Raw genomic sequence first — 24418 nt, 5'->3', positions numbered from 1 at the left:
ACCTAACTTCGTTGGCTCGCCTAGCCGTACTAGGTGTACTGTCTTCGGCTCGCCGCCTTGTTAGCTTACTTTTTTGAATTGGTATTATGCCTGTTTTTTCAACATTGGATTTGCTGCATCAAGCCGGGAAAAACATGGTTAAAGCTTGGGGTAAAGCCGCCCCGGGTTGAAAATGCCGCTCGGGTCGAAGCTTTGCTTCAGGCGCTGGTTGATGGCCAGCAAGGCTTCGGGCAGCGGTGTGAACACGGTTTCGCCCACCGCCGCTGCGCCGCGAAACAGGGTGGCATGGCCGCCGGCATTTTGCGCGAGCGCGCGCATTTCCCGCGCGGCAGCACCGGTGCGGTACCAGCGCAGGCCGCCGCCCCACTCTATTGACGAGAGGCCGTCTGAATCGGCCACGGGCGCGGTGTCGGGCACGGATATGCGCCACAAGCGCTCGCCTTCGTTCAAATCAAATTCAGGCCGCGCCTGCTCGCGCACGGTTTGCCACCAGCTGCGCGAAGCGGCTTCGTTCATGCGCTCGCCGCCCAAAAGCTCAACGGCGGTTTTCACCCCCGCCTCCGTGCCGCACAGGCGCAGGCTCAACACACCGTCTGCCCAATAGCTTGCAGTGAGCGGCAGCGGCTGCCCCATCAGCGCATTGAGCGTGGGCACGGCTTCGGCGGCGCGGCTTTCAAATTGCAGCGTGGCTTCGGCAAAAGGCTGCGGCAACACTTTGAGCGATAGCTCGGTGATCACGCCCAGCGTGCCGAGCGAGCCGGCCAAAAGCCGCGCCACATCGTAGCCGGCCACGTTTTTCACCACCGTGCCGCCGAAATGCAGGTGCTCGCCGCGGCCATTGAGCAGGCGCGCACCGAGCACGAAATCTTTCACCGCGCCCGCATGTGCCCTTCTGGGGCCGGCCAAACCGGCGGCCACCGCGCCGCCTATGGTTGCACCGTCTCCGAAATGCGGCGGCTCAAACGGCAGGTTTTGGCGGCTTTCAGACAAGGCCGCTTCGATTTCCGCCAACGGCGTGCCGGCGCGCGCAGTGAGCACCAATTCGGCGGGATCGTAGGCCACGATGCCGCTGTGTTCGCGTGTGTCCAACACATCGGCATTTTCGGGCCGCGTTTGTTCGCCATAAAAATCTTTTGTGCCGCCGCCCTTGATAATCAGCGGAATGTGGCGGTGGGTGGCATGCAGAATCTGCTCGCGCATTCGGATAAAGGTTTGTTCCATAATTATTTTTCTTTCAGACGGCCTTAATCTTTCGACACCGCAATGGTGTGTTTGATGTGTTTTAAATTCGCCACAATCACAAATGTCATCATCACCAGCATGGCCCATGAGCTCCACTTGCTGATGTGCACCAACGACCATGCGCCGATTTGATTGGGATACTGCCAAATGCCGGCAAACGTGCTGATGTTTTCCGCCAGCCAGATAAAAAAGCCGATCAGCACAAAAGCCAGCAAAAGCGGCATTTTGCGTGTGCGGTCATAAGGCGTGAAATACACCGTGGTGCGCGCATAAAGCCCTAATGCAAATGCCGCCAAATACCAGCGGTAATCGCCGATATAGTGATGGCTGAAAAAATTCACATAAATAGCCGCGGCGGTGAGCGCGGCCAGCCAATAAGGCGGGTGGCTTTTAATCCGCAAATCCAGCAGCCGCCAAGCCTGGATGATATAGCTGCCCACCGCCGCATACATAAAGCCGGTGAAAAGCGGCACGCCCCACAATTTGCTGTAGGCAAAATCGGGATAAGCCCACGATTGGATGCTGCCCGAGGTTTTGAACACTTCCAGCGCAAAGCCCACCACATGAAACAGCGTGATTGCTTTCATTTCATCCCAGGTTTCCAGCCGAAAATAAAGCATCGCCGCCTGCACCGCCAACGCAAACACCAGCAGCAAATCATAGCGCGGCACGCCCAGCCAACCGCCGCGCGGAACGGCAAACATGGCGATAAAAAACAAGCCGGCAAACAGGCAGGCGCGCGCTTCTTTCAGCCCGAAAAACCAAAATTCCACGCAAAAGCGCCGAGCGCCGCGCAAATCAGGGCGCGGCGGATGCTGCATCAGCCAGCGGTCGAGCTTATTGATCATCTGCTGCCTTTTTGCTTCCAGACGGCCTGAATTCAACAGGCCGTCTGAAACCTAAAACCTTTCCAAATCGGGAAACTTCATCGCCCCGCGCGGAATGTGCATCCGCCCGTATTCGGCGCAACGGTTTTTGGTGGGAATGGCTTTATCGGCGTTGAGCAAGCCGCTGGGGTCGAAAGCGAATTTCACGCCCCAAAAGGCGGCGCGTTCGGCTTCGGAAAACTGCACGCACATGCCGTTGATTTTTTCGATGCCCACGCCGTGCTCGCCGGTAATCGTGCCGCCCAAGCGCACACATTCTTCCAAAATATCCGCGCCAAAGGCTTCGGCTTGCGGCCATTGCCCCTGCGCGGAATCAAACAAAATCAGCGGGTGCATATTGCCATCGCCTGCGTGAAACACATTAATGCATTGCAGCCCGTATTTCTCCTCCATGGCGGCAATGCTGCGCAACAGCGTGCTGATGTAGCGGCGCGGCACGGTGCCGTCCATGCAGTAATAATCGGGTGCCATTTGCGCGGCGGCGGGAAAGGCGTTTTTGCGCCCCGACCAAAACGCCAGCCGCTCGATTTCGTTGCGCGACACCTGTATGCGAATCGCCCCACTTTGCTCAAACACGGCAATCATGCGCGCGATTTCTTCGGCCACTTCTTCGGCCGTGCCGTCAGACTCGCACAGCAAAATCGCTTCGGCGCGGGTGTCGTAGCCGATATTCAAATAGCGGTCGATGGCGCGGGTGGCGGGGCCGTCCATCATTTCCAGCCCGGCGGGAATAATGCCGGCGGCAATCACGGCGGCCACGGCATCGCCCGCTTTGCCCATATCGTCGAAGCTCGCCATAATCACCTGCGCCGTGCGCGGCTTGGGCACAAGCTTCACCACCACTTCGGTTACCACGGCAAACATGCCCTCGCTGCCGATAAACACGGTGAGCAAATCCAGCCCCGGCGCATCGTAGCCTTCACCGCCCAATTCAATCACGCCGCCATCGATGGTAACAGCGCGGATTTTCAACACATTGTTCACCGTGAGGCCGTATTTCAAGCAATGCACGCCGCCGGAATTTTCGGCCACATTGCCGCCGATGCTGCACGCCAATTGGCTCGACGGGTCGGGCGCGTAATACAAACCATGCGGCGCGGCGGCATCGGAAACGGCCAGATTGCGAACGCCCGGCTGCACCGTGGCCGTGCGCGCCTGCGGATTCACGTTCACAATCTTATTGAGCTTGGCGGTGGAGAGCACAATCCCATCGGGGGTGGGCATGGCGCTGCCGGCCAGCCCCGTGCCCGCCCCGCGCGGCACCACCGCAATGCCCAGCCGCATACAGGTTTTCAACACCATTTGCACTTGAGCTTCGTTTTCCGGCAGCACCACGCCCAGCGGCAATTGCGTAAACGCCGCCAGCGCATCGCATTCATAAGGCGTGATTTCGGACAATTCAGTGAGAAAATGCAGCTGCCGCCATTCCTGCTTCAGCGTGTCGAGCAGGCTTTGGCGCCCGGCTTCAGAAAGCGGCGTGCGCGGTTGCGGTTCCATAGTATTCAGTATTCCTTGTTTATTGGATGCAGCCGCTGGAAACTTTCAGACGGCCTCTTGAAACTGATGGCAATCATAACAGCTTTCAACAAACGCGTGCAGCCCGAAAAATGCCGTCTGAAAGCCGATTGCGGCTTGAACGCAGCCAAAATTCAAGCGATAATCAGCGCTTCCACCTCAAACGAAAAAAGGTATTCCCAATGGCTTCTCAACTGGCAAACGCCATCCGCTTCCTCTCTGCCGACGCAGTGCAAAAAGCCAATTCCGGCCACCCCGGTGCGCCGATGGGCATGGCCGACATGGCCGAAGTGTTGTGGACACAATTTTTAAACCACAACCCCGCCAACCCCAAATTCTACAACCGCGACCGTTTTGTATTGTCCAACGGCCACGCTTCGATGATTTTGTATAGCCTGCTCCACCTCACCGGCTACAACGTTTCCATCGATGATTTGAAAAACTTCCGCCAGCTGCACAGCAACACCCCCGGCCACCCCGAATATGGCTACACCGACGGCGTGGAAACCACCACCGGCCCGCTCGGCCAAGGCATTGCCAATGCCGTGGGCTTCGCGTTGGCAGAAAAACTGCTGGCCGAAGAGTTTAATAAAGACGGTCTCAATATTGTCGACCACCACACTTATGTTTTCTTGGGCGACGGCTGCCTGATGGAAGGCGTGTCGCACGAAGCCTGCTCGCTCGCCGGCACCTTAGGCTTGGGCAAATTGGTGGTGCTTTATGACGACAACAATATTTCCATCGACGGCAAAGTAGACGGCTGGTTTACCGAAAACATCCCCGAGCGTTTCGCCGCCTACGGCTGGCATGTGGTGCCCAATGTCAACGGCCACGACACCGCCGCGCTCAAAGCCGCCATCGAAGAAGCGCGCGCCGAAACCGGCAAACCCAGTATCATCTGCTGCAAAACGCTGATCGGCAAAGGCGCCGCCACCAAAGAAGGCAGCCACAAAACCCACGGCGCGCCCTTGGGCGCGGAAGAGCTGGAAGCCACGCGCAAACATTTGGGCTGGAATTACGGCCCGTTTGAAGTGCCGCAAGAAATTTACGATGCGTGGAACGCCAAAGAAAAAGGCGCCAAGCTGGAAAACGAGTGGAATAATTTATTTGCGCAATACCAAGCCAAATTCCCCGCCGAAGCCGCCGAATTTATCCGCCGCATGGATAAAAAGCTGCCCGAAAATTTCGACGCTTATGTTCAGACGGCCTTACAAGAAGTGTGTACCAAAGCCGAAAAAATCGCCACCCGCAAAGCCAGCCAAAACAGCATCGAAATTTTGGCCGAAGTGTTGCCCGAATTTGTCGGCGGCTCGGCCGACCTCACCCCCTCCAACCTCACCGATTGGTCAAAAAGCGTATCGGTCAAACCGCACAGCGGCGGCAACTATATCCACTACGGTGTGCGCGAATTCGGCATGAGCGCCATCATGAACGGCTTGGCACTGCACGGCGGCGTAAAGCCTTTCGGCGCAACATTCCTGATGTTTAGCGAATACGCCCGCAACGCCCTGCGCATGGCCGCGCTGATGAAAATCAACCCGATATTCGTTTACACCCACGATTCTATCGGCCTCGGTGAAGACGGCCCCACGCATCAACCGGTGGAGCAAACCGCCAGCCTGCGCCTGATTCCCAATATGGCCGTTTGGCGCCCGTGCGACACCGCCGAATCGCTGGTGGCCTGGGCCGAAGCCGTAAAAGCCGCCGATCACCCGAGCTGCCTGATTTTCAGCCGCCAAAACCTGCCCTTTATCAGCCGCAGCGCGCAGCAGCTGGCCGACATCCAACGCGGCGGCTATGTGATCCGCGCCGCAGAAGAAGGCGCGGCGCAAGCGGTGATTATCGCCACCGGCTCCGAAGTGGAATTGGCGCTCAACGCACAAACCGTGCTGGCCGAACAGGGCGTGTTTGTCAACGTGGTGTCTATGCCCTCCACCAATGTGTTCGACAAACAAGATGCCCAATACCAAGCAAGCGTGCTGCCGCAAGGCCTGCCGCGCATCGCCGTGGAAGCCGGCGTGAGCGACGGCTGGTATAAATATGTGGGCTTGAACGGCGCGGTTATCGGGCTCGACCGCTTCGGCGAATCCGCGCCGGCCGAATTGCTGTTTAAAGAATTCGGCTTCACTGTGGATCATGTGGTAGAAGTAGTGAAAAACGTATTGTCTGCCTGATAAGCCGGAGCAACAAAAGGCCGTCTGAAGCTTTGCTTTCAGACGGCCTTTTGTTTCAACCCAACACCACCGTTTACAACACAATGCCTTTCAATAAAATCAGCCGCAAACCTTGCTCCAGCCTACCTTGCATTGCCGCACCCAAGCCGGCAAAAAATGTAGAACCTACCCTAAATGCAGAACAAAACCGATATTCAATCAAAATTGCCACTCAAAGCAAAAGCGCTTGAAATCGTTGATTTCAAGCGCTTTTTATATTTGGTGCCCAGGGTCGGACTCGAACCGACACACCTTTCGGCGGGGGATTTTGAGTCCCCTGCGTCTACCAATTTCGCCACCTGGGCGGTGAAGAAGACGCTATTATAGCGGCAATTTTTTTCTTGTAAAGCGCCGGCTGCGAATTTTTCCGTGCTTTTTATTAATTTATTGAAAAAAATAGACATTTAAGTTATTTTATTTCCGCCCCGAACATGGCATATCGCCGCATCAAGCCTTTCTCGACAAACAATAAGCTTTGCCTGCATCAAAACTCTGTGAAAAAAAGCGGTTTTTGCCTATATTGAAGCGGATAAACGCGCTAAGATTGATAATTGCCAACGCGTTAGGATTTACTCGCATTTCATCACACCGCGCTATCGGCTCAAAATCTTGCCGGCAAGTGAAATGCAAACAAGCCCTAAGCTGCTCTGGCTATTCGTTTATAAAGGGTTTCTCCCCTGAAAATGCAGACAACGCAGCATGTTTTTTCAAAAGCAAAAAGCACCCGTAAATCGAATGGCAGAATACCTTAACAACACAGGAACATCAAAAATGAATAAAAAATGGATTGCCCTCAGCCTCAGCGCCGGCCTGTTTGCTTTAGCAGGCTGTCAGCCGCAACAAGCGGCGCAAGCGCCTGCCCCGGCAGAACAGGCAGCCTCAACCGCTGCCGCAGCCGGCGGCAGCTTTCACGGCACCGATATGCGCAAAGAAGATATCGGCGGCGACTTCACCATGACCGATGGCGACGGTAAGCCGTTTACCCTCAGCAGCCTCAAAGGCAAAGCGGTGATTTTGGCTTTCGGCTACACCCACTGCCCCGATATCTGCCCCACCGAGCTGCTCACTTATAGCGATGCCCTCAAGCAATTGGGCGAGCAGGCCAAAGATGTGGCGGTGATTTTCGCCAGCGTAGATCCCGAGCGCGACACGCCGGAATTAATCGGCAAATATGTGCGCCAATTCAACCCGGCCTTTATCGGCCTCACCGTTACCGGCGATCAGAGCCTGCCCATTATCAAGCAGCAATACCGCGTGGTATCGGCCAAGGCCGGCCAGCAATCCGAGCAGGTTTATCTGGTGGATCATTCGGCCGGCACTTATTTGCTCGATAAAGAGGGCGAGGTGGCGGTGTTTGCGCCTTACGGCACCACGGCCACACAAATCGCCGATGACCTCAAGATTTTGCTAAAATAAGCGCTTTGCCGCCACAGGCCGTCTGAAAGCAAGGTTTCAGACGGCCTCATCAAGAAAGCCATCATGTCTGACAACAATCTGACCATCGCCCTTTCCAAAGGCCGTATTTTCGACGAAACCCTGCCCCTCTTGGCCGCCGCCGGCATCACGCCGGCGGAAGATCCGGAAAAATCGCGCAAGCTGATTATTCAAACCAACCGGCCCGACATCCGCCTGGTGATTGTGCGTGCCAGCGATGTGCCCACTTATGTGCAATATGGCGCGGCCGATTTCGGCATTGCCGGCAAAGATGTGTTGATTGAGCATGGCGGCAGCGGCCTTTATCAGCCGCTGGATTTGCAAATCGCCAAATGCCGCATGATGGTGGCGGTGAAAAAAGGTTTTGACTATGCCGCCGCCTCGCAACCGGGCTGCCGCTTGCGCGTGGCCACCAAATATCCCGATATTGCCGCCGAACATTTCGCCGGCAAAGGCGTGCATGTGGACATTATCAAGCTCTACGGCTCGATGGAGCTGGCGCCCTTGGTGGGCTTGAGCGATGCGATTGTGGATTTAGTGTCTACCGGCAACACGCTCAAAGCCAACCACCTCGAAGCGGTAGAACACATTATCGACATTTCCAGCCGCCTTGTGGTAAACAAAGCCGCGCTGAAAGTGAAATATGCCGCCATCCAGCCGATTATCGATGCCTTTGCCGGCGCCATCGGCAAGCAAACGCCACAGGCCGTCTGAAATGAACAAACCCGATTATTCCGCCAAGCTCGCCGTGTTGATCGATGCCGACAACGCCCCGGCCGACATTATCGACGCCCTGCTCGAAGAAATCGCCAAATACGGCATCGCCAGCGTCAAACGCATCTACGGCGACTGGAGCAGCGGCCTGAACAAATGGAAAACCGCGCTTTTGCCGCACGCCATCACGCCGGTGCAGCAATTTGCCTACACCAAAGGCAAAAACGCCACCGATATGGCGCTGGTGATTGATGCGATGGATTTGCTTTATAGCAACACGTTCGACGGGTTTTGCATTGTATCGAGCGACAGCGATTTCACCCGCTTAGCCAGCCGCATCCGCGAAAACGGCCTCACCGTGTACGGCTTTGGCGAGAAAAAAACACCCGAATCATTCCGCAAAGCCTGCGATAAATTCATCTACACCGAAATTTTCCGCCCCGGCCACGGCAAGCCCGAGAATGCCGCCGCCAAAACCACCAATGCCCCGAAAGCCAGCGATGAAAGCGGCAACCTCGCCGCCATCGACAAAGCGCTGATTAATCTGCTCTACAAAGCCCTGAAAGAGAGCGCCGACGACAGCGGCTGGGCGGGCTTGGGCGCAGTCGGCAGCTATGTCAACAAGGTTAATTCCGATTTCGATGCCCGCAACTACGGCTTCTCCAAGCTCTCCGACCTCATCAAATCGCTGGATATTTTCGAAACCCAAACCGATGGCAGCAACCAGCTCAAATTGCGCAAACGCGCCAAAAGCAGCGACAAAGCCGCCGACAGCGCCCCCGCCGCCAAAACATCCGCCACCAAGGCCGGCACCACGGCCAAACCCGCGCCCCGCGCCGCCGCTAAAAAAGCCGATGCCCCGCCCAAGCCCTCTTTCAGCAAACTGATTCCCGTCGCCCAAAGCGCCGTTGATGCCTGCGCCAATGCCGAGGGCTGGGCGAATATTTTGAGCGTGGCCAAAAAAATCAAACAGCTCGAGCCCGCCTTCGACCCCAAACACTACGGCCACGACACCGCCAAAGCCGTGCTGCATGCGGTATACAGCGATTGGCTCGAATTCGAGAAAAAAGGCCGCAGCGAATTTGTGCGCAATGTCGGCCGCTTCGTCAGAAAACAGGCCGTCTGAACGCACCGCTTACCTTATTGAACATCCACAGAGAAAAACATGAAACTGCTCAACACCCAATCTGCCGACTTCCAAAGCGCGCTCCAAGCCCTGCTGGCTTTTGAAACCGCGCAAGACCCGAAAATCGATCAAATCGTGGCCGATATCTGCGCCGATGTGCAAAAGCGCGGCGATGCGGCCGTGATCGAATACAGCAATCGCTTTGACGGCACCTCGGCGCAAAGCATGGCCGACCTCACGCTTACCCAAGCCGATTTGCAGGCCGCTTTCGAGCGCCTGCCCGCAAACGTTCAGACGGCCTTACAACAATCCGCCGCCCGCGTGGAAAGCTACCACCAGCGCCAAAAAATGCAATCGTGGCACTACACCGATGAAGACGGCACCCTGCTCGGCCAACAAATCAGCGCGCTCGACCGCGTCGGCATTTATGTGCCCGGCGGTAAAGCCGCTTATCCCAGCTCGGTGATTATGAACGCCATGCCCGCGCATGTGGCCGGCGTGCCCGAAATCATCATGGTAGTGCCCACGCCGGGCGGCGAGCGCAACGATATCGTGCTGGCCGCGGCTTTCGTGGCCGGCGTCACCCGCGTGTTCACCATCGGCGGCGCGCAAGCTGTGGCCGCGCTGGCTTATGGCACCGAAACCGTGCCGCAGGTAGACAAAATCACCGGTCCCGGCAATGCTTTCGTGGCCGCCGCCAAACGCCGCGTGTTCGGCGTGGTGGGCATCGACATGGTGGCAGGGCCGTCTGAAATTCTCGTGATTGCCGATGGCAGCACGCCGGCCGAATGGGTGGCGATGGATTTATTCAGCCAGGCCGAGCACGATGAAATCGCCCAAGCCATTTTAATCGCCACTTCGCAACAATATCTCGATGACGTTCAAGCGGCCATGGATAAATTGATTCAAGAAATGCCCCGCCGCGCCATTATCGAAGCCTCGCTGGGCAACCGCGGCGCGATGATTTTGGCCAAAGATTTGGATGAAGCCTGCGAAATCGCCAACTATATCGCCCCCGAGCATCTGGAATTATCGGTGGAAAACGCGCAAGAATGGGCACCCAAAATCCGCCACGCCGGCGCGATTTTCATGGGCAAATACACCAGCGAGAGCCTTGGCGACTATTGCGCCGGCCCGAACCACGTGTTGCCCACCAGCCGCACCGCCCGCTTCTCTTCCCCGCTGGGCACATACGATTTCCAAAAACGCTCCAGCCTGATTCAAGTATCTGAAGCCGGTGCGCAAAGCCTGGGCAAAATCGCCAGCACCTTGGCACACGGCGAAATGCTCACCGCGCATGCACGCGCAGCGGAATTCCGTTTGAAGGATTGATGATACCGAGCCGCCCGCTCAATGATTATTGGCACAAACAAAAGGCCGTCTGAAAGAAATCTTTCAGACGGCCTTTTGTTATATAGTGGAATGCAGGAAAAAGTGATACAGCGGGTAGGTTGGGTTGAAAACCCAACAAGCCCATAGGCCGTCTGAAACGTTGGGTTTGGCAACCCAACCTACCTATTATAGCGCGTAGTTTTGCATCACTTTTTCTTGCATTTCACTATAAATATTTTCTTTAATTCAAATGCTTAAGGCATCAACATACCACCGTTTACATGCAGGGTTTGGCCGGTGATGTATTTGGCCTGATCGCTGGCGAGAAACAGCACCGTATCGGCAATATCCTGCACATCGCCCAAGCGGCCGAGCGCGGTTTGCGATTCAAAGAAAGCGCGTTGCTCTTCGGGCAAGGCACGCGTCATGTCGGTGTCGATAAAGCCCGGCGCCACGCAATTGACGGTGATGCCGCGGCTGCCCACTTCGCGCGCCAACGATTTGGAAAAACCGATTAAGCCCGCTTTGGCAGCAGCATAATTGGTTTGACCGGGGTTGCCCATCACGCCCACCACCGAAGTGAGGTTGATAATGCGGCCGCCGCGCTGCTTCATCATGCCGCGCAACACGGCTTTGCTGGCGCGGAATACCGATTTAAGGTTGACTTGCATGATGTCGTCCCACTCTTCTTCTTTCATGCGCATCAAGAGATTGTCGCGGGTGATGCCGGCATTGTTCACCAAAATATCCAGCTTGCCATGCTCTTTTTCAATAGCGGAAATCAACGCTTCGATGCTGCCCGCAGCAGCCGAATCCAACACGCGGCCTTCGCCACCCCATTGCGCCAAACGCCCGCCAATCGCGGCCGCACCATTTTCGGAAGTGGCGGTGCCGATCACTTTGGCACCGGCTTGTGCCAAAGTGTCGGCAATGGCCGCACCAATGCCGCGTGATGCGCCGGTAACCAGGGCAATTTTGCCGCTTAAATCTTGTGAACTCATGAAATATCCTTTTTCGTTGAAGTCTGTTTCAGACGGCCTGATAATCCATCAGGCCGTCTGAAACATAGAAAATCAATGCTTGTGCGCTGCGTTCAGACGGCCTTTACCATAAAGGCCGTCTGAACAGCTGAGAAGCAGCCCGCCTTTTACCCGCGCGATGCGGCGTAAACAAGCTTTAATGTGCTTCGATAAACACCGCCACTTGCTCCGCATTGGTCAGCGCCGTGCAGGCCGCTTCTTTGTTGATGCGCTTGGCCAAGCCCGCCAGTACTTTGCCCGGGCCGCATTCGGCCGATTCTGCAATGCCCTCGGCCACCAGCGCATTCACGGTTTCGGTCCAGCGCACGGGGCTGTAAAGCTGGCGCACCAGCGCATCTTTGATTTTATCGGCATCATCGTAAGCGGCCACATCGGCATTGTGGATCACGCGGATTTGCGGCGTGTGGATAACCACATCTTGCAAAGCCTCGGCCAATTTTTCTGCCGCCGGCTTCATCAAGCTGCAATGCGAGGGCACGGAAACGGGCAAGGGCAGCGCGCGCTTGGCGCCGGCTTCTTTGGCGGCGGCCATGGCGCGCTCAACGGCGGCAACATTGCCCGCAATCACCACCTGCCCGGGCGAATTGAAATTCACCGCTTCCACCACTTCGCCTTGTGCGGTTTGGGCGCAAATGGCCTGCACCTGATCATCATCCAAGCCCAACACAGCAGCCATCGCGCCCACGCCCTGCGGCACGGCGCTTTGCATCAGCTCGGCGCGCAAACGCACGAGCTTCACCGCATCGGCAAACGAAAGCGCACCGGCGGCCACCAGCGCGCTATATTCACCCAAGCTGTGGCCGGCCACCACGGCAGGCGTTTTGCCGCCCGCTTCGAGATAAGCACGGTAAGTGGCCACGCCTGCGGCCAGCATCAAGGGTTGGGTGTTGACGGTTTCATTGATGGGCGCGGCATCGCTGCCGTTCATCATCGCCCACAAATCCTGGCCGAGCGCGGCAGAGGCTTCATCAAACGTGGCCTCCACCACCGCGCGGCCTTCAAAACCGTTCATCATGCCTAAGCTTTGCGAGCCTTGGCCGGGAAAGAAAAAGGCAAATTTCATTTCGATATCCTTTAAAACAATTCATTGAGCGCCCGATTATATTTCGTTGTCCGACAAGCATTTTTTGGAATCGGTATTGCCCCAAGATAAAATGTGAACAGACCCTAGGGCGTCCTGACAATTACTTGTCATAAAGGCAGCCATAGCATAATACAAGCTAAAGCAACTACGCTTTCATAATGCCTTTTCAAACGATCGTAACGGGTGGCAACCGCACGAAAATGTTTCAATTTTTCAAAGGCATTCTCTACCAAATGCCTCGCTTTATACAAATACCAATCCATACACACATTCAGACGCTCCCTGTCTTTTTTATAAGGAATATTCGGCCTGATGCCCATATCGGCAAGCAACTGCCTGAAAGCGTCAGAGTCATAACCTTTGTCGGCAGTCAGCACTTCGGTTGAGGATAAATCTACGCTATCCAGCAATTCCGGTGCCGCAGTAATGTCATTAACCGTTCCCGATGTGACCTTGAAACCTACAGGGTTTCCACAGGCATCGACAGCCAAATGAATTTTAGTGCTATTGCCACCACGGCTGTGGCCGACAGCGGCTGCCTCTCCAACAGTTGCCGCTGCATGTTGGTGGACTTTGACATAGCTGCCGTCAATAAATACCCATTCCATATCGGGGAATTCGGTCAAGGCATTGAGTATGCTTTGAAAAATCCCTTTCTCCGACCATCTATGGAAGAGGCGCAACAGGGAATTGCCTTTACCGAAAAACGGCGGGATGTCTTCCCACGGTATGCCGGTTCTGATGCGGTAAAGTATGCCTTCTATTTTGAGACGCAGATTTTTCTTGTGGTAAACGCCTAAATCGAGCAGAATGTTTAACAGCTTTGACCAGTATTCATCTTTGAGTAGTGTTCGAGGCATGGCAGATAAGTATGTTTTGTTTGGCGACAAAAATTTTAACTTATCTGCCTTTCTTTTATCTGATTATTTTTATGACAAGTAATTGTCAGGATGCCCTAGGGCGTCCTGACAATTACTTGTCATAAAGGCAGCCATAGCATAATACAAGCTAAAGCAACTACGCTTTCATAATGCCTTTTCAAACGATCGTAACGGGTGGCAACCGCACGAAAATGTTTCAATTTTTCAAAGGCATTCTCTACCAAATGCCTCGCTTTATACAAATACCAATCCATACACACATTCAGACGCTCCCTGTCTTTTTTATAAGGAATATTCGGCCTGATGCCCATATCGGCAAGCAACTGCCTGAAAGCGTCAGAGTCATAACCTTTGTCGGCAGTCAGCACTTCGGTTGAGGATAAATCTACGCTATCCAGCAATTCCGGTGCCGCAGTAATGTCATTAACCGTTCCCGATGTGACCTTGAAACCTACAGGGTTTCCACAGGCATCGACAGCCAAATGAATTTTAGTGCTATTGCCACCACGGCTGTGGCCGATAGCGGCTGCCTCTCCAACAGTTGCCGCTGCATGTTGGTGGACTTTGACATAGCTGCCGTCAATAAATACCCATTCCATATCGGGGAATTCGGTCAAGGCATTGAGTATGCTTTGAAAAATCCCTTTCTCCGACCATCTATGGAAGAGGCGCAACAGGGAATTGCCTTTACCGAAAAACGGCGGGATGTCTTCCCACGGTATGCCGGTTCTGATGCGGTAAAGTATGCCTTCTATTTTGAGGCGCAGATTTTTCTTGTGGTAAACGCCTAAATCGAGCAGAATGTTTAACAGCTTTGACCAGTATTCATCTTTGAGTAGTGTTCGAGGCATGGCAGATAAGTATGTTTTGTTTGGCGACAAAAATTTTAACTTATCTGCCTTTCTTTTATCTGATTATTTTTATGACAAGTAATTGTCAGGACGCCCTAGTGCCGAATCTAAAAAATAACGAGGCAACGATTAGATTCGATATCACTCATTCATCAGGCGTTTCAGACGGCCTTATTCAGGCCCTTGCTCATTCGGCTGCAAATATTCGCTGCCGTGCAGCCACATCTGGCTGCCTACAGGCGCGCCCACCGCCGCCGCAAGATTGGTGCTCAAAGACGCGGCAAAGTTGCCCCGATAAAGCTTACTGCCCTGATGGGAAAGGTTGGAATTAGCATCGGCATAAATTTTGCCGCCTATGCCCCGCCACAAGCGGCAAAAGCCGTAGTCTTCCGATAAATAGCGGCGGCTTTCGGGGTCTATCATCACATCAAAAAAGCGGTAATGCAAACCCCGATTGTCCACGCCCAAAGAGTCGGGCACATATTGCCGCTCGGGATAAGCCGCCATCAGGCGCTCAAACACGCTGCGCTTGATCAGCATAAAACCGGTGGGCGCTTCATCCACTTCGAAAAAACCGTCTGCACCGATATGCAGATGCACTTCGCCATTATCCTTCACCGCACCGGTATTGACCGTGTAGTGGTTATATCCGGCTTCGAATTGCGCTTGGGTGGTGCCTTGCGGCAGGCCTTCTTGCGGCCAGTTTTCATGTTTGAGCGGATACACGCCACAGGCAACATCATAATCCGACAACAGCAGCCGATAAACCGCTTGCGGCGAAAAGCCGATATCGGAATCGATCCAGAATAAATGCGTCCATTGCGGGTTGGCCAAAAAATTGGCCACAGCATTATTGCGGGCGCGGGTAATCAGACTCTCGCCTCTTTGCAACGACACCTGCAAAGACAGGCCTTGTTGCGCCGCAGACGACACCAAATTGAGCAAAGAGAGCGTGTAATTGTGAAAATATTTGCCGTCGTGGCTGGGTGTCATCACCACCGGAAACATATCGGCCAAGGCAGAAGTGGGCAGCATTTTGCGTTGATTCCTCTCAATAAACGAATCAGACCAAACCTAAAAACAACCTAGCTTCGTTTCTCGCCTTGCCGTGCTGGCTGTACGGTCTGCGGCTCGCCGCTTGGTTATCTTCATTTTTTAGACTTGGCATAAGCCGGCCATATCCGGCCTGATTAGGGGCTGTTCACAATTCATCCGCGCGTAAGATTTTGAGCGCAAAAGCGTGCTTGCAAGACGAAAAGCGCAGCAAGGTTGGACACCTTGCGAGGCTTTTTAACGCAGCAGATGCATTTTCAGGGGCGAAATCCCCCTCATAAACGAATTGTCAGGACGCCCTAATGCAACCACTGTACCAACGGGTGGTTACCGCCGTAAGTTAACAATGCGGCTGTGAGCAGCATATTGGCTACCACAGTCAGCCAAAACACGCGCACAAAGCCGGCTTTGGTGGTTTTGTGGTTAAACAGCGAACGCGCCACCAGCGCGCCCGGCCAGCCGCCGCACATGCTGAACAAGTGCAGCGTATTTTCTGCGGTACGCTGGCGGCGCTTGCCTGATGCATTGGCCAGCGCAGCCGATTTGTCGGCCGCATAAAGCATCAAAGCCACAAGGCTGAGCGCGCCGTAAACCCACGCCAGCTTGGGCAACATCACCCATAGCACCGCCAAATAAACGCCGCTGATCAGGCTGTAGGCCAAAAATTTAGGCACATTCAAACTCATCTGATTTTGGTCGTAGGTTTCATCCGACGCCAACGTGTGTTCATGCTCGCTAAGCACCACTTTAACCGCTTTCTGCCGCTCCCCCGATACCGGGCGGTCGCAAAAAAAGCTGACCTTGTCGCCGATTTGCGGGCGGCGTTTGCGGTAATGGTAAGCGGAAACGTGAAAAAACACATCGCGCCGCTTTGCGCCGGCCTGAATGAAACCATAGCCCTTGTCGTCATCCCAAAACGCAACGCTGCCGTGCAACACGGTATTGGCAGGCAAAGGCGGCGGCGCTTTTTCTTTGGGCAATGCTTGGGCAATGTCGATAGGCTCGGCATGGATATTCAACAATACTTCTCCTTGCGCTTCAATCTCAGCCGGCGTTTCGGCAAACGAGCCATCCGAGCTGATTGGCTCGGCTGCCACATCGGTGCTTTGCGGGGGCTCTGATGCCGAATCCGTATCTACATCGGGCTGTTTGTCCGGCTCGGCAATATCCGTCGGCACAACTTCAGCCGCCTCTTCTGTGGGTGCTTCAGCAACCGTTACCGGCTTGGCGGCAATGTCGGCTTCCTCCAGAATATCCACATCGCGCAGCAGCCAGCTGCCGGGCTTGTATTCCATCAACGTGCCCCGCAAGGGCTCGCCGGGCTCGGGTATGCGCAGCTGGCTGTTGAGAAACTGCCCCAACACAAACACAGGCATGGGGCCGTAGAGACCATAGCCGCCGTTTTGCCGCATATCCCATTCATGCAGCCGAATGATGATGCGGCGGCCTACGCGCAGATCTTTCGCCTCTTCATCCCACACCGGCTCCACCGAAAAAGCATGCAAACGCTCGTGTTTGTCGCGCCCGATGGCAAAGCGTACGGTGTCGCCCACTTGGGGATGTTGGTAATCTTCAGGCAGCTCTGCCGCCGACAAAATCACGCTGCAAGTGCCATTATATTCCGTTGTAATAGCACCCGCCCGCCGATTGGCAAACCAACGGGAAATGGTTCCGTAGTGTAATTGTTTTCCGCTCATTATTTTTTATTATCACGGATAGATTGCACATTCCCGCCGCGCCTTGCGCTTTGCATGAAATGTTTTACCCGCCGTATTGTGTGACTTATTATTTTTTAATGAAATGCAGCGCACAGCTATGACATGTGCGCGATTCCCCGTATGAAAAGCGGGTATTTTTTATCCGCAGGGTGGGATTATATAAAGATAACTTAGATGATAGCAACGTTTTTTACTTAGCCGGCATAGCTGCAGCCGGCACTGGGTTCGCCCAGCCGGAAATATCAATCACGATTGTAAACAAAACCGCAAGCGCCTCTTGCCCGCCTGCGCGTGCACATTGTCAGTATTTCAACAGCACCGCACCCCAAGCAAAGCCGCCGCCAATGCCTTCGAGCAGCAAGGTTTGACCGCGCTGGATTTGACCGCGGCGTATGCCCGTATCCAGCGCCAGCGGAATGGAGGCGGCAGAAGTATTGGCGTGCTCATCCACCGTGAGCACCACTTTATCCATGCTCAAGCCCAAATGCTTGGCCGTGGATTCGATAATGCGCTTGTTGGCTTGGTGCGGCACAATCCAATCAATTTCATCCACGCCGATACCGGCCTCTGCAATCACTTCTTCGGCCACTTTGGCCAATGTTTTCACGGCAAATTTAAACACACCCGGGCCGTCCATTTCCACATAAGGGTTGCCGCAAATTTCGCCGCCGGCCATATGCGCCGGCACTTTCAACAAACCCAAATGCGCGCCGTCGGCCTGCAATTTACCGCCGATAATGCCGGGCTCGTCTGATGCACCCAACACCACGGCGCCGGCACCGTCGCCAAACAGCACGCAGGTGGTGCGGTCGTTCCAATCGAGAATGCGGCTGAAGGTTTCCGCGCCGATCACCAGCGCTTTTTGCGCCATGCCGCTTTTGATATAAGCATGGGCGGTGGTGAGCGCATACATAAAGCCGGCGCACACCGCCGCCACGTCAAATGCGGGGCAGCCGGCCATGCCCAGCTTGTTTTGCACAATGGTGGCGGTGGCGGGAAACTGCATATCGGGCGTGGCGGTGGCCACCACAATCAAGTCGATATCTTCGGCGGCCAAGCCGGCATCATCCAGCGCCCGGCGGGCGGCGGCCACAGCCAAATCGCTGGTTTGCTCGTTATCGGCGGCAATATGGCGGAATTTGATGCCGGTGCGGCTGGTAATCCACTCATCAGAAGTGTCGACTTTTTGAGCCAGATCATCGTTGCTCACACGATTGGCCGGCAAATAGCTGCCGGTGCCGAGAATTTTAGCGTGTTTCATGACACAGCCTTTGGTTAACTTCGTAGACGGCTGATTGTAGCCAATCATCCCCGATTACTCAATGCAAGATACACGCAATTTAAGTAAAAGGTCTAAATAGCCGGCAATTCAATGTTTCAGACGGCCTGAACATCATGCCCAGGCCGTCTGAAAGCCCTTGTGGGCGCGGAAAATGCTTGATTAATGAAACTATTTTATTCGATATTGTTGGCCATAGCCGCTTGTTCGGCTTCCAGCCTTCTTTCGGTCAACACCGAAAGCTGCGCCGCCACACCCTGCTCGATTTTCGTCAAGCTGTCGGCTTTGGCCTCATAATAAGCCTCTTCGAGCGCATACATAAAACCTGTGGCATCCGTGCCGCCGTGGCTTTTAATCACCACGCCGCGCAGGCCGAGAAAGATGGCGCCATTGAAGCGGCGCGGGTCGAATTTGCTTTTAAAGCCGCGCAAAGCCGGCAGCGCCACCAATGCGGCGGCTTTGGTAAACAGGCTGCTTTGAAATTCCTGCTTGATGGCGCCGCCCATAAATTTCACCGCGCCTTCGATGGTTTTGAGCATGATGTTGCCCACAAAACCATCGGCCACCACCACATCCACTTCACCGCCAAACACGGCATTGCCCTCAACATTGCCGACAAAATTCATCTCGCTGCCCTTGAGCAGCTTAAAAGTTTGCTTCACCGTGTCGGTGCCTTTGATGTCTTCCGTGCCCACATTGAGCAAACCGATGCGCGGGCGGCCTTTTTCAGGATACAGCGCCTGCACAAGCTCGCCGCCGATCACGGCAAACTGCACCAATTGCTCAGCCGTGCAATCCACATTGGCACCCAAATCGAGCATCAGCGTCATGTGATCGCCTGCCGAGGGCAGAAATTTGGCAATGGCCGGCCGCTCGATGCCGGGAATGGTTTTGAGCACAAAACGGGCGGTAGCCATCAGCGCGCCGGTGTTGCCGGCAGACACGGCAGCCTGCGCCTTGCCCTCTTTTACCTGATTAATGGCCACGCGCATAGAAGAATCTTTTTTGTTTTTCAACGCCAGCTGAGGCGCTTCATCCATCGCCACCACTTGCGTGGCGTGTTGGATATCGATGCGCGCCATCGGCGCATGCGCGGCGGCCAGCGCCGATTGCAATTGCCCCTCATCACCTACCATAATCAGGCGTGCGGTGGGTTGTTGTTTCAAAAAGGCAAGTGCGCCCGGTATGGTTACGGCCAAACCGGCATCACCGCCCATGGCATCTACGGCCAAAGTAAGCATGCTGCTGCTCCCGATTCCTGTTGCAGGCACAAGGCTTGCGCTCAAATGTCTGTCGGGCAGGGAAATAATTGAAAATACCGTTCAGACGGCCTTTTGGTAATGCTCGATAATATCACAAGGCCGTCTGAACAGACTGACACCCAACCCGGACACAGCCGCAAAGCGGCGAGCCTCAGACAATGCAAATAGCAGGTCAAAACAGGTCAAATCGCGCCAGATTGTTTTTAAAATGGGTATTACGCGCGGCTCTCGGCGGCCAAGCGGTTGTGTTCGTCGATGTCTTCTGCATCCCACGGATAGTTGATCCACCAGTCTTCCACGGTAAGGCCGCTGAAATAAGGCATATTTGCAGGCAGCTGCCCCACTTTTTCCTTGATTTTTTCATGCAGCACGGCAATGCCGATGGTGCCGAAATCTTCTTGCGCCAATTCATTGAGCACGAATTCGAGCGTGGTGCGGCTGTCGTCCACCTCATCCACCACCAGCACGTTTTTGCCGCGCAATTCGCTCGGCAGCGGGTCAATCCATTGGATTTTGCGCACAGATTCGGTGGTTTGCCCTTCGTTGTCGCTGTCGTAATAAGCAGTGGTCACGGCATAAATCGGTATATCCAGAAAGCAGCGTAAAATACGGGCGGGAATAAAACCGCCGCCGCCGATCGCAATCATGGCATCGTAAGGCGTGTCGGCCGCCTGAATTTTGGCAGCAAGCTGTTTGATAACATGATGAATTTCATCGTAGGTATACCAGATTTTCTTTTTCATGATGGTTCACATTGTGAAGGCGTCGGAAGAGCCGGATTCAAACGGCAGCCGCCGGCAGATAAACGAAAAAAGCCGGCAATTGCGGTTTGAGAGCAATCTGCTGGCTTCCTTACAGGCAAAAGGCAGGGGATTATTCGCCTTTGGCTTTCACCACTTTACGGCCGCGATACATGCCGTTGGGTGAAATGTGGTGCGGGCGGTGCACTTCGCCGGTGTTGCCGTCAACCGACAGTGCCGGCGCAGTCAGCGCATCGTGCGAGCGGTGCATACCGCGTTTAGAGGGGGATTTCTTGTTTTGTTGAACGGCCATTTCAAGCTCCTAAATATCAAATACAAATGGGTTAGCGGCTGCTTTTCAGCCCTGCCAATACGGCAAACGGATTGGGTTTATCTTGATTGACTTCGGCCAATGCAGCATTGCCGCAATCCTCATGCCGTGGCGAAAACGGTAGCGCCATCAGGATTTGGTCTTCCACCAGCATACGCACATCCAACGCTTTTTGCAGCAGCATGCCCTCCAACTCATCATCGGAAAGCATGGCTTCATCCAAGCTTGCATCATCGGCAAACAACACCACGCGGCTTTGTTCGTCAAATTCAAACGGCATCGGCTTGATGCAGCGCTGACACACCAGCGGCACATCGCCTTTTACGCTCAAATCCAAATACAAACGCTGCCATCGGTCGCGCCCGCCTTGCAGCGTAAACGACACTTCGGCTTCTTTGTTTGCCAAATATTCGTGCGACCAAACGCGCTCATCCAGCTGATTGAGCGCCAGCCTGCCTTGCAAACGGCGCCCTTCTGCGGCGAACACTTCGGGGTCAATCAAATTAGGGTCTAACATAAACGGGCTATGATATAATTTAAGCAGATTAACGTCAATGCTTTTACACAAATGAATACACCACTTCCGCTTATTTTAGGCTCAAGTTCGATTTTCCGCCAGCAGCAATTGCGCACACTGGGGCTGCCTTTCCAAACCGCCCGCCCCGATTTCGACGAAACACCCGAGCCGGGCGAAGCCGCATCGCAAACCGCCTTGAGGCTGGCCATCGGCAAAGCCCGCTCATTGGCCGGCACCTTTGAGCGCGCGCTGATTATCGGCGCCGACCAAGTGGCCTGCTGCAACGGTCGCCAGCTGGGCAAGCCGGAAAGCGTGGCAAAAGCACAACAAATGCTGGCCGAGCTATCCGGCCAAACCATCACCTTTTACAGCGCTTTATGTCTCCTCAACAGCGAAAGCGGCCGCCTGCACATTCACACCGACACCACCATAGTAAGCATGCGCCCTCTTTCAGCCGAACAAATCCGCCGCTATCTCGAGCGCGAGCCGGATGCGGTTTATTGCGCCGGTGCCGCCAAAAGCGAAGGTTTGGGCGCAGCCTTGCTGGAAAAAATCGAGAGCAGCGACCCCAACGCCCTGATCGGCCTGCCCATCTTCAAGCTGGTTGACTTTTTGCAAGCCGAAGGCATGGACATTTTGTAGCATTTTTCACCCGTGCACCTGCATTTTCAGACGGCCTGAACGCCCATACCAAACCATTCCCATTTAAACGAAAGCCCGCCATGACCGCCGCACCCATACTTTATCTGATTCCCACCCCGCTCGGCGCGCCCGACACGCCCTGCCTGCTGCCGCACGAGCAAGCACAAATCACCGGCCTCACCGATTTTGTGGTGGAAGCCGAAAAAACCGCCCGCGCCCATTTAAAGCATTTGGGCATCACCACACCGATTCGCACGCTCAATCTGCAAGCGCTCAATGAGCACACAAACCCCCAAATCCTGCCCGATTTATTGCAGCCGCTGCACCAAGGCCGCAGCATGGGTTTGCTCAGCGAAGCCGGCTGCCCAGCCGTGGCCGACCCCGGCGCCAACTTGGTGGCACTCGCGCACGCCGGCGGCTTCGAAGTGCGCCCGCTTGTCGGCCCCTCCAGCCTGCTGCTAGCCTTGATGGCTTCGGGCGCCAACGGTCAAAACTTTGCTTTTAAAGGCTATCTGCCCGCCGATAAAGCCCAGCGCATCAGCGCCCTCAAAGCGCTGGAACAACGCTCGCACCAACACAACGAAACCCAGCTTTTCATCGAAACCCCTTACCGCAACGATGCGCTGCTCGCCGATGCCGTTGCCACCCTCAGCCCCGCCACCCGCCTGTGCACCGCCTGCGATTTAACCCTGCCCGGCCAGCAAATCATCAGCCAAACCATTGCCCAATGGCGCAAAAGCAGCTTGCCCGACCTGAAAAAGCGGCCGACCATTTTCGTGCTCCATGCCGCACAAACCAGAACCTGAAGCCGGAAACTTTTCAGACGCCCTAAAACTTAAATATAAAAATCAATAAAATAGCAACAACATCTCACAAGCGCTTGTCAAAACAGCCGCCACTCACTATAATGCACAGCTTATTCGGAATGTAGCGCAGCCCGGTAGCGCACTTCGTTCGGGACGAAGGGGTCGGAGGTTCGAATCCTCTCATTCCGACCAAATATTTCAGCTTGCTTTGATTCGTCAAAGCAGGCTGATTTACATTTAAGGGTTTGGACATCTGCAAACAATATAGCCCACGGGTTGAGCTGCGATGCAGCCGCAAGCCAACGATATTAAAGTGATTAAATCCAATTCGCATGGCTGAAAAATAAACTGAAATCCAATTCGGTTTAACCACACCGGTTCGCGCAAGCACAAAAAGCTCCAGCTTTACAGCCATATATAGTGAAATGCAAGAAAAAGTGACACGAAATGCACTCTGAAACAGCGTAGGTTGGGTTGCCAAACCCAACATTTCAGACGGCTTGTGGATTTGTTGAGTTTTCAACCCAACCTACCCGTCGTATCACTTTTTTATGCATTCCACTATATATAAAGGCCGTCTGAAAACTTTTCAGACGGCCTTTATATATCATGCTGATGCAATCATCACACCACATAAAAATACACACAAATAAACTGCGCCAAGCTGCCGCCGAGCACAAACAAATGCCAAATGCCGTGGCCGTATTTGATTTTTTCATCGTTGATAAACCAATAAATGCCGCCGCTGTAGAGCAAGCCGCCGAGCACCAGCCAGAAAAGCCCCCAAGCAGGCAGGGTTTGCAGCAGCGGATACATCGCCACCACCACCAACCAGCCCATCACCATATATAAAATCATCGACAGCAAACGCTTTTCGCTCTTGCGCCCGATGGTGAGCTCTTGCGCAATGCCAAACGCGGCCAGCCCCCACGACACACCAAACAGCGACCAGCCCCATGCGCCGTTGAGCGTTACCAGCGTAAACGGCGTGTAGCTGCCGGCAATCAGCAGATAAATGGCGCAATGGTCAAATTTCTGCAACACCCCTTTCACGCCCGGATGGCGGGTGCTGTGATAAATGGTGGAGCCCATATAAAGTAAAATCAGGCACACGCCGTAAGCGGTCGAGCTGATGATTTTATACACATCTTGCGTGTGCCCTGCTTTTTGCAGCAACATCACCGTGCCAATCACAGCCAACACCGCGCCAAGCAAATGGCTGTAAGCATTAAAACGCTCACCTGGATACATAACACATCCTGTTCAAAAATCGTTCTCATCTAAACAAGGAGCAAGTGTACGCTATTTTCGGCAGCTTAAGGCCGTCTGAACACATAAAATCAAGTTAGAACATGTTGCAGAAATTGAGCGGGCATCACGCAAAAAGCAGAACAGCAGGCAAAAAACAGACGGCAAAAACCAACCATGCCGTCTGAAGCCTCAGCCATCACAAAACTTTATCCAACCCGCATCTGCCCCACCCCACCATGTGCATTCGCAATAACCCAAGCGACAACACACAACTCGAAACCGCTGCACCTCACCCGAGCCGGCAGCTGCAATCAACCGCAAGGCAAGCACTTATCAGCCTAGCGGGCGCTTGAAAAACCACGGCCAAAGCGGGCGAAAATGCTATTTATGTTTTCCATTCAACCACAAATCTTTAGAAAAATTCTACACAAAATACAGTAAAAATAAAAATTTTAAAAATATAAAAATTTCAATATATTGTTTTTAAATTATATTTATTT

The 24418-nt window shown here is 54.3% G+C and carries 22 protein-coding genes and 2 tRNA genes; 8 read left to right on the top strand and 16 right to left on the bottom strand.

The window, feature by feature from the left end; all coding sequences use genetic code 11:
- Window positions 1-138 precede the first annotated feature (138 nt).
- From glcE to LVJ78_RS03870, 3 genes are read right to left on the bottom strand one after another with little or no spacing between them, the layout of a single operon-like run.
- Window positions 139-1221: a glycolate oxidase subunit GlcE gene (gene glcE, locus LVJ78_RS03880; protein WP_132953632.1), complete on the bottom strand. Its 1083-nt coding sequence runs from the start codon at window positions 1219-1221 to the stop codon at window positions 139-141.
- A gap of 23 nt (window positions 1222-1244) precedes the next feature.
- A complete protein-coding gene (locus LVJ78_RS03875; RefSeq protein WP_132953631.1) occupies window positions 1245-2090 on the bottom strand; it encodes a DUF817 domain-containing protein in 846 nt (281 codons plus the stop codon).
- A gap of 51 nt (window positions 2091-2141) precedes the next feature.
- Complete coding sequence (locus tag LVJ78_RS03870; protein ID WP_132953630.1) at window positions 2142-3626, bottom strand: FAD-linked oxidase C-terminal domain-containing protein; 1485 nt, start codon at window positions 3624-3626, stop codon at window positions 2142-2144.
- A 200-nt stretch (window positions 3627-3826) separates the two neighbouring features.
- Between LVJ78_RS03870 and tkt the strand changes: the two genes are divergently transcribed.
- Window positions 3827-5818 (top strand): transketolase, encoded by a 1992-nt coding sequence (tkt, locus tag LVJ78_RS03865; RefSeq protein WP_132953629.1) that lies wholly within the window; start codon window positions 3827-3829, stop codon window positions 5816-5818.
- Between the two features lie 259 nt (window positions 5819-6077).
- Here the strand turns inward: tkt and LVJ78_RS03860 are convergent.
- A tRNA-Leu gene (locus LVJ78_RS03860) sits at window positions 6078-6162 on the bottom strand.
- Between the two features lie 466 nt (window positions 6163-6628).
- Here LVJ78_RS03860 and LVJ78_RS03855 point away from each other — a divergent pair.
- From LVJ78_RS03855 to hisD, 4 genes are all read left to right on the top strand, one after another.
- Window positions 6629-7273 (top strand): SCO family protein, encoded by a 645-nt coding sequence (locus tag LVJ78_RS03855; protein ID WP_132953628.1) that lies wholly within the window; start codon window positions 6629-6631, stop codon window positions 7271-7273.
- A 63-nt stretch (window positions 7274-7336) separates the two neighbouring features.
- Complete coding sequence (gene hisG / locus LVJ78_RS03850) at window positions 7337-8005, top strand: ATP phosphoribosyltransferase (protein ID WP_132953627.1); 669 nt, start codon at window positions 7337-7339, stop codon at window positions 8003-8005.
- A gap of 1 nt (window position 8006) precedes the next feature.
- Entirely contained in the window at window positions 8007-9131 is a 1125-nt protein-coding gene (locus tag LVJ78_RS03845) for an NYN domain-containing protein (protein ID WP_207894290.1), read from the top strand.
- 39 nt (window positions 9132-9170) lie between these two features.
- The gene (gene hisD, locus LVJ78_RS03840; protein WP_132953625.1) at window positions 9171-10463 is read left to right on the top strand and encodes a histidinol dehydrogenase; all 1293 of its coding nucleotides are present in this window, start codon (window positions 9171-9173) and stop codon (window positions 10461-10463) included.
- Between the two features lie 254 nt (window positions 10464-10717).
- On the opposite strand, the gene fabG is transcribed toward hisD, so the two are convergent.
- The 11 genes from fabG to LVJ78_RS03785 all read right to left on the bottom strand — a co-directional run bounded on the left by fabG (window position 10718) and on the right by LVJ78_RS03785 (window position 21219).
- Window positions 10718-11464: a 3-oxoacyl-ACP reductase FabG gene (gene fabG, locus LVJ78_RS03835; protein WP_132953624.1), complete on the bottom strand. Its 747-nt coding sequence runs from the start codon at window positions 11462-11464 to the stop codon at window positions 10718-10720.
- 175 nt (window positions 11465-11639) lie between these two features.
- Window positions 11640-12566, bottom strand: coding sequence for an ACP S-malonyltransferase (gene fabD / locus LVJ78_RS03830; protein ID WP_132953623.1), 927 nt, complete (start codon window positions 12564-12566; stop codon window positions 11640-11642).
- A 128-nt stretch (window positions 12567-12694) separates the two neighbouring features.
- Window positions 12695-13447 (bottom strand): IS5 family transposase, encoded by a 753-nt coding sequence (locus tag LVJ78_RS03825; RefSeq protein ID WP_244802559.1) that lies wholly within the window; start codon window positions 13445-13447, stop codon window positions 12695-12697.
- 119 nt (window positions 13448-13566) lie between these two features.
- On the bottom strand, window positions 13567-14319 hold the full coding sequence (locus LVJ78_RS03820) for an IS5 family transposase (protein ID WP_244802570.1): 753 nt from the start codon (window positions 14317-14319) through the stop codon (window positions 13567-13569).
- 171 nt (window positions 14320-14490) lie between these two features.
- A complete protein-coding gene (locus LVJ78_RS03815; protein WP_132954903.1) occupies window positions 14491-15354 on the bottom strand; it encodes a hypothetical protein in 864 nt (287 codons plus the stop codon).
- Window positions 15355-15671: 317 nt separating this feature from the next.
- Window positions 15672-16973 (bottom strand): DUF1294 domain-containing protein, encoded by a 1302-nt coding sequence (locus LVJ78_RS03810; RefSeq protein WP_165870945.1) that lies wholly within the window; start codon window positions 16971-16973, stop codon window positions 15672-15674.
- Between the two features lie 418 nt (window positions 16974-17391).
- Window positions 17392-18351, bottom strand: coding sequence for a beta-ketoacyl-ACP synthase III (locus tag LVJ78_RS03805; RefSeq protein ID WP_132954901.1), 960 nt, complete (start codon window positions 18349-18351; stop codon window positions 17392-17394).
- Window positions 18352-18545: 194 nt separating this feature from the next.
- Window positions 18546-19610 carry a phosphate acyltransferase PlsX gene (plsX, locus tag LVJ78_RS03800; RefSeq protein WP_132954900.1) on the bottom strand — a complete coding sequence of 355 codons (1065 nt, stop codon included), beginning with the start codon at window positions 19608-19610 and terminating at the stop codon, window positions 18546-18548.
- 236 nt (window positions 19611-19846) lie between these two features.
- Window positions 19847-20374, bottom strand: a complete 528-nt coding sequence (locus tag LVJ78_RS03795) for a phosphoribosyltransferase (protein WP_132954899.1) — start codon at window positions 20372-20374, stop codon at window positions 19847-19849.
- A 130-nt stretch (window positions 20375-20504) separates the two neighbouring features.
- Window positions 20505-20684, bottom strand: coding sequence for a 50S ribosomal protein L32 (gene rpmF, locus LVJ78_RS03790; RefSeq protein WP_089035754.1), 180 nt, complete (start codon window positions 20682-20684; stop codon window positions 20505-20507).
- A 31-nt stretch (window positions 20685-20715) separates the two neighbouring features.
- Window positions 20716-21219, bottom strand: coding sequence for a YceD family protein (locus LVJ78_RS03785; RefSeq protein ID WP_132954898.1), 504 nt, complete (start codon window positions 21217-21219; stop codon window positions 20716-20718).
- 51 nt (window positions 21220-21270) lie between these two features.
- Between LVJ78_RS03785 and LVJ78_RS03780 the strand changes: the two genes are divergently transcribed.
- From LVJ78_RS03780 to LVJ78_RS03770, 3 genes are all read left to right on the top strand, one after another.
- A complete protein-coding gene (locus LVJ78_RS03780) occupies window positions 21271-21861 on the top strand; it encodes a Maf family protein (protein WP_132954897.1) in 591 nt (196 codons plus the stop codon).
- Between the two features lie 80 nt (window positions 21862-21941).
- Entirely contained in the window at window positions 21942-22667 is a 726-nt protein-coding gene (locus LVJ78_RS03775; protein WP_132954896.1) for an SAM-dependent methyltransferase, read from the top strand.
- Window positions 22668-22782: 115 nt separating this feature from the next.
- Window positions 22783-22859: transfer RNA gene (locus LVJ78_RS03770), tRNA-Pro, on the top strand.
- Window positions 22860-23291: 432 nt separating this feature from the next.
- On the opposite strand, the gene trhA is transcribed toward LVJ78_RS03770, so the two are convergent.
- The gene (gene trhA / locus LVJ78_RS03765; protein WP_132954895.1) at window positions 23292-23918 is read right to left on the bottom strand and encodes a PAQR family membrane homeostasis protein TrhA; all 627 of its coding nucleotides are present in this window, start codon (window positions 23916-23918) and stop codon (window positions 23292-23294) included.
- Window positions 23919-24418 lie beyond the last annotated feature (500 nt).

It is taken from the genome of Uruburuella suis (assembly GCF_022870845.1).
In the GTDB taxonomy this organism is placed as follows: domain Bacteria; phylum Pseudomonadota; class Gammaproteobacteria; order Burkholderiales; family Neisseriaceae; genus Neisseria; species Neisseria suis.
Note: the sequence above shows the minus strand (reverse complement) of the source record. Positions and strands in the feature narration are given on the sequence as shown.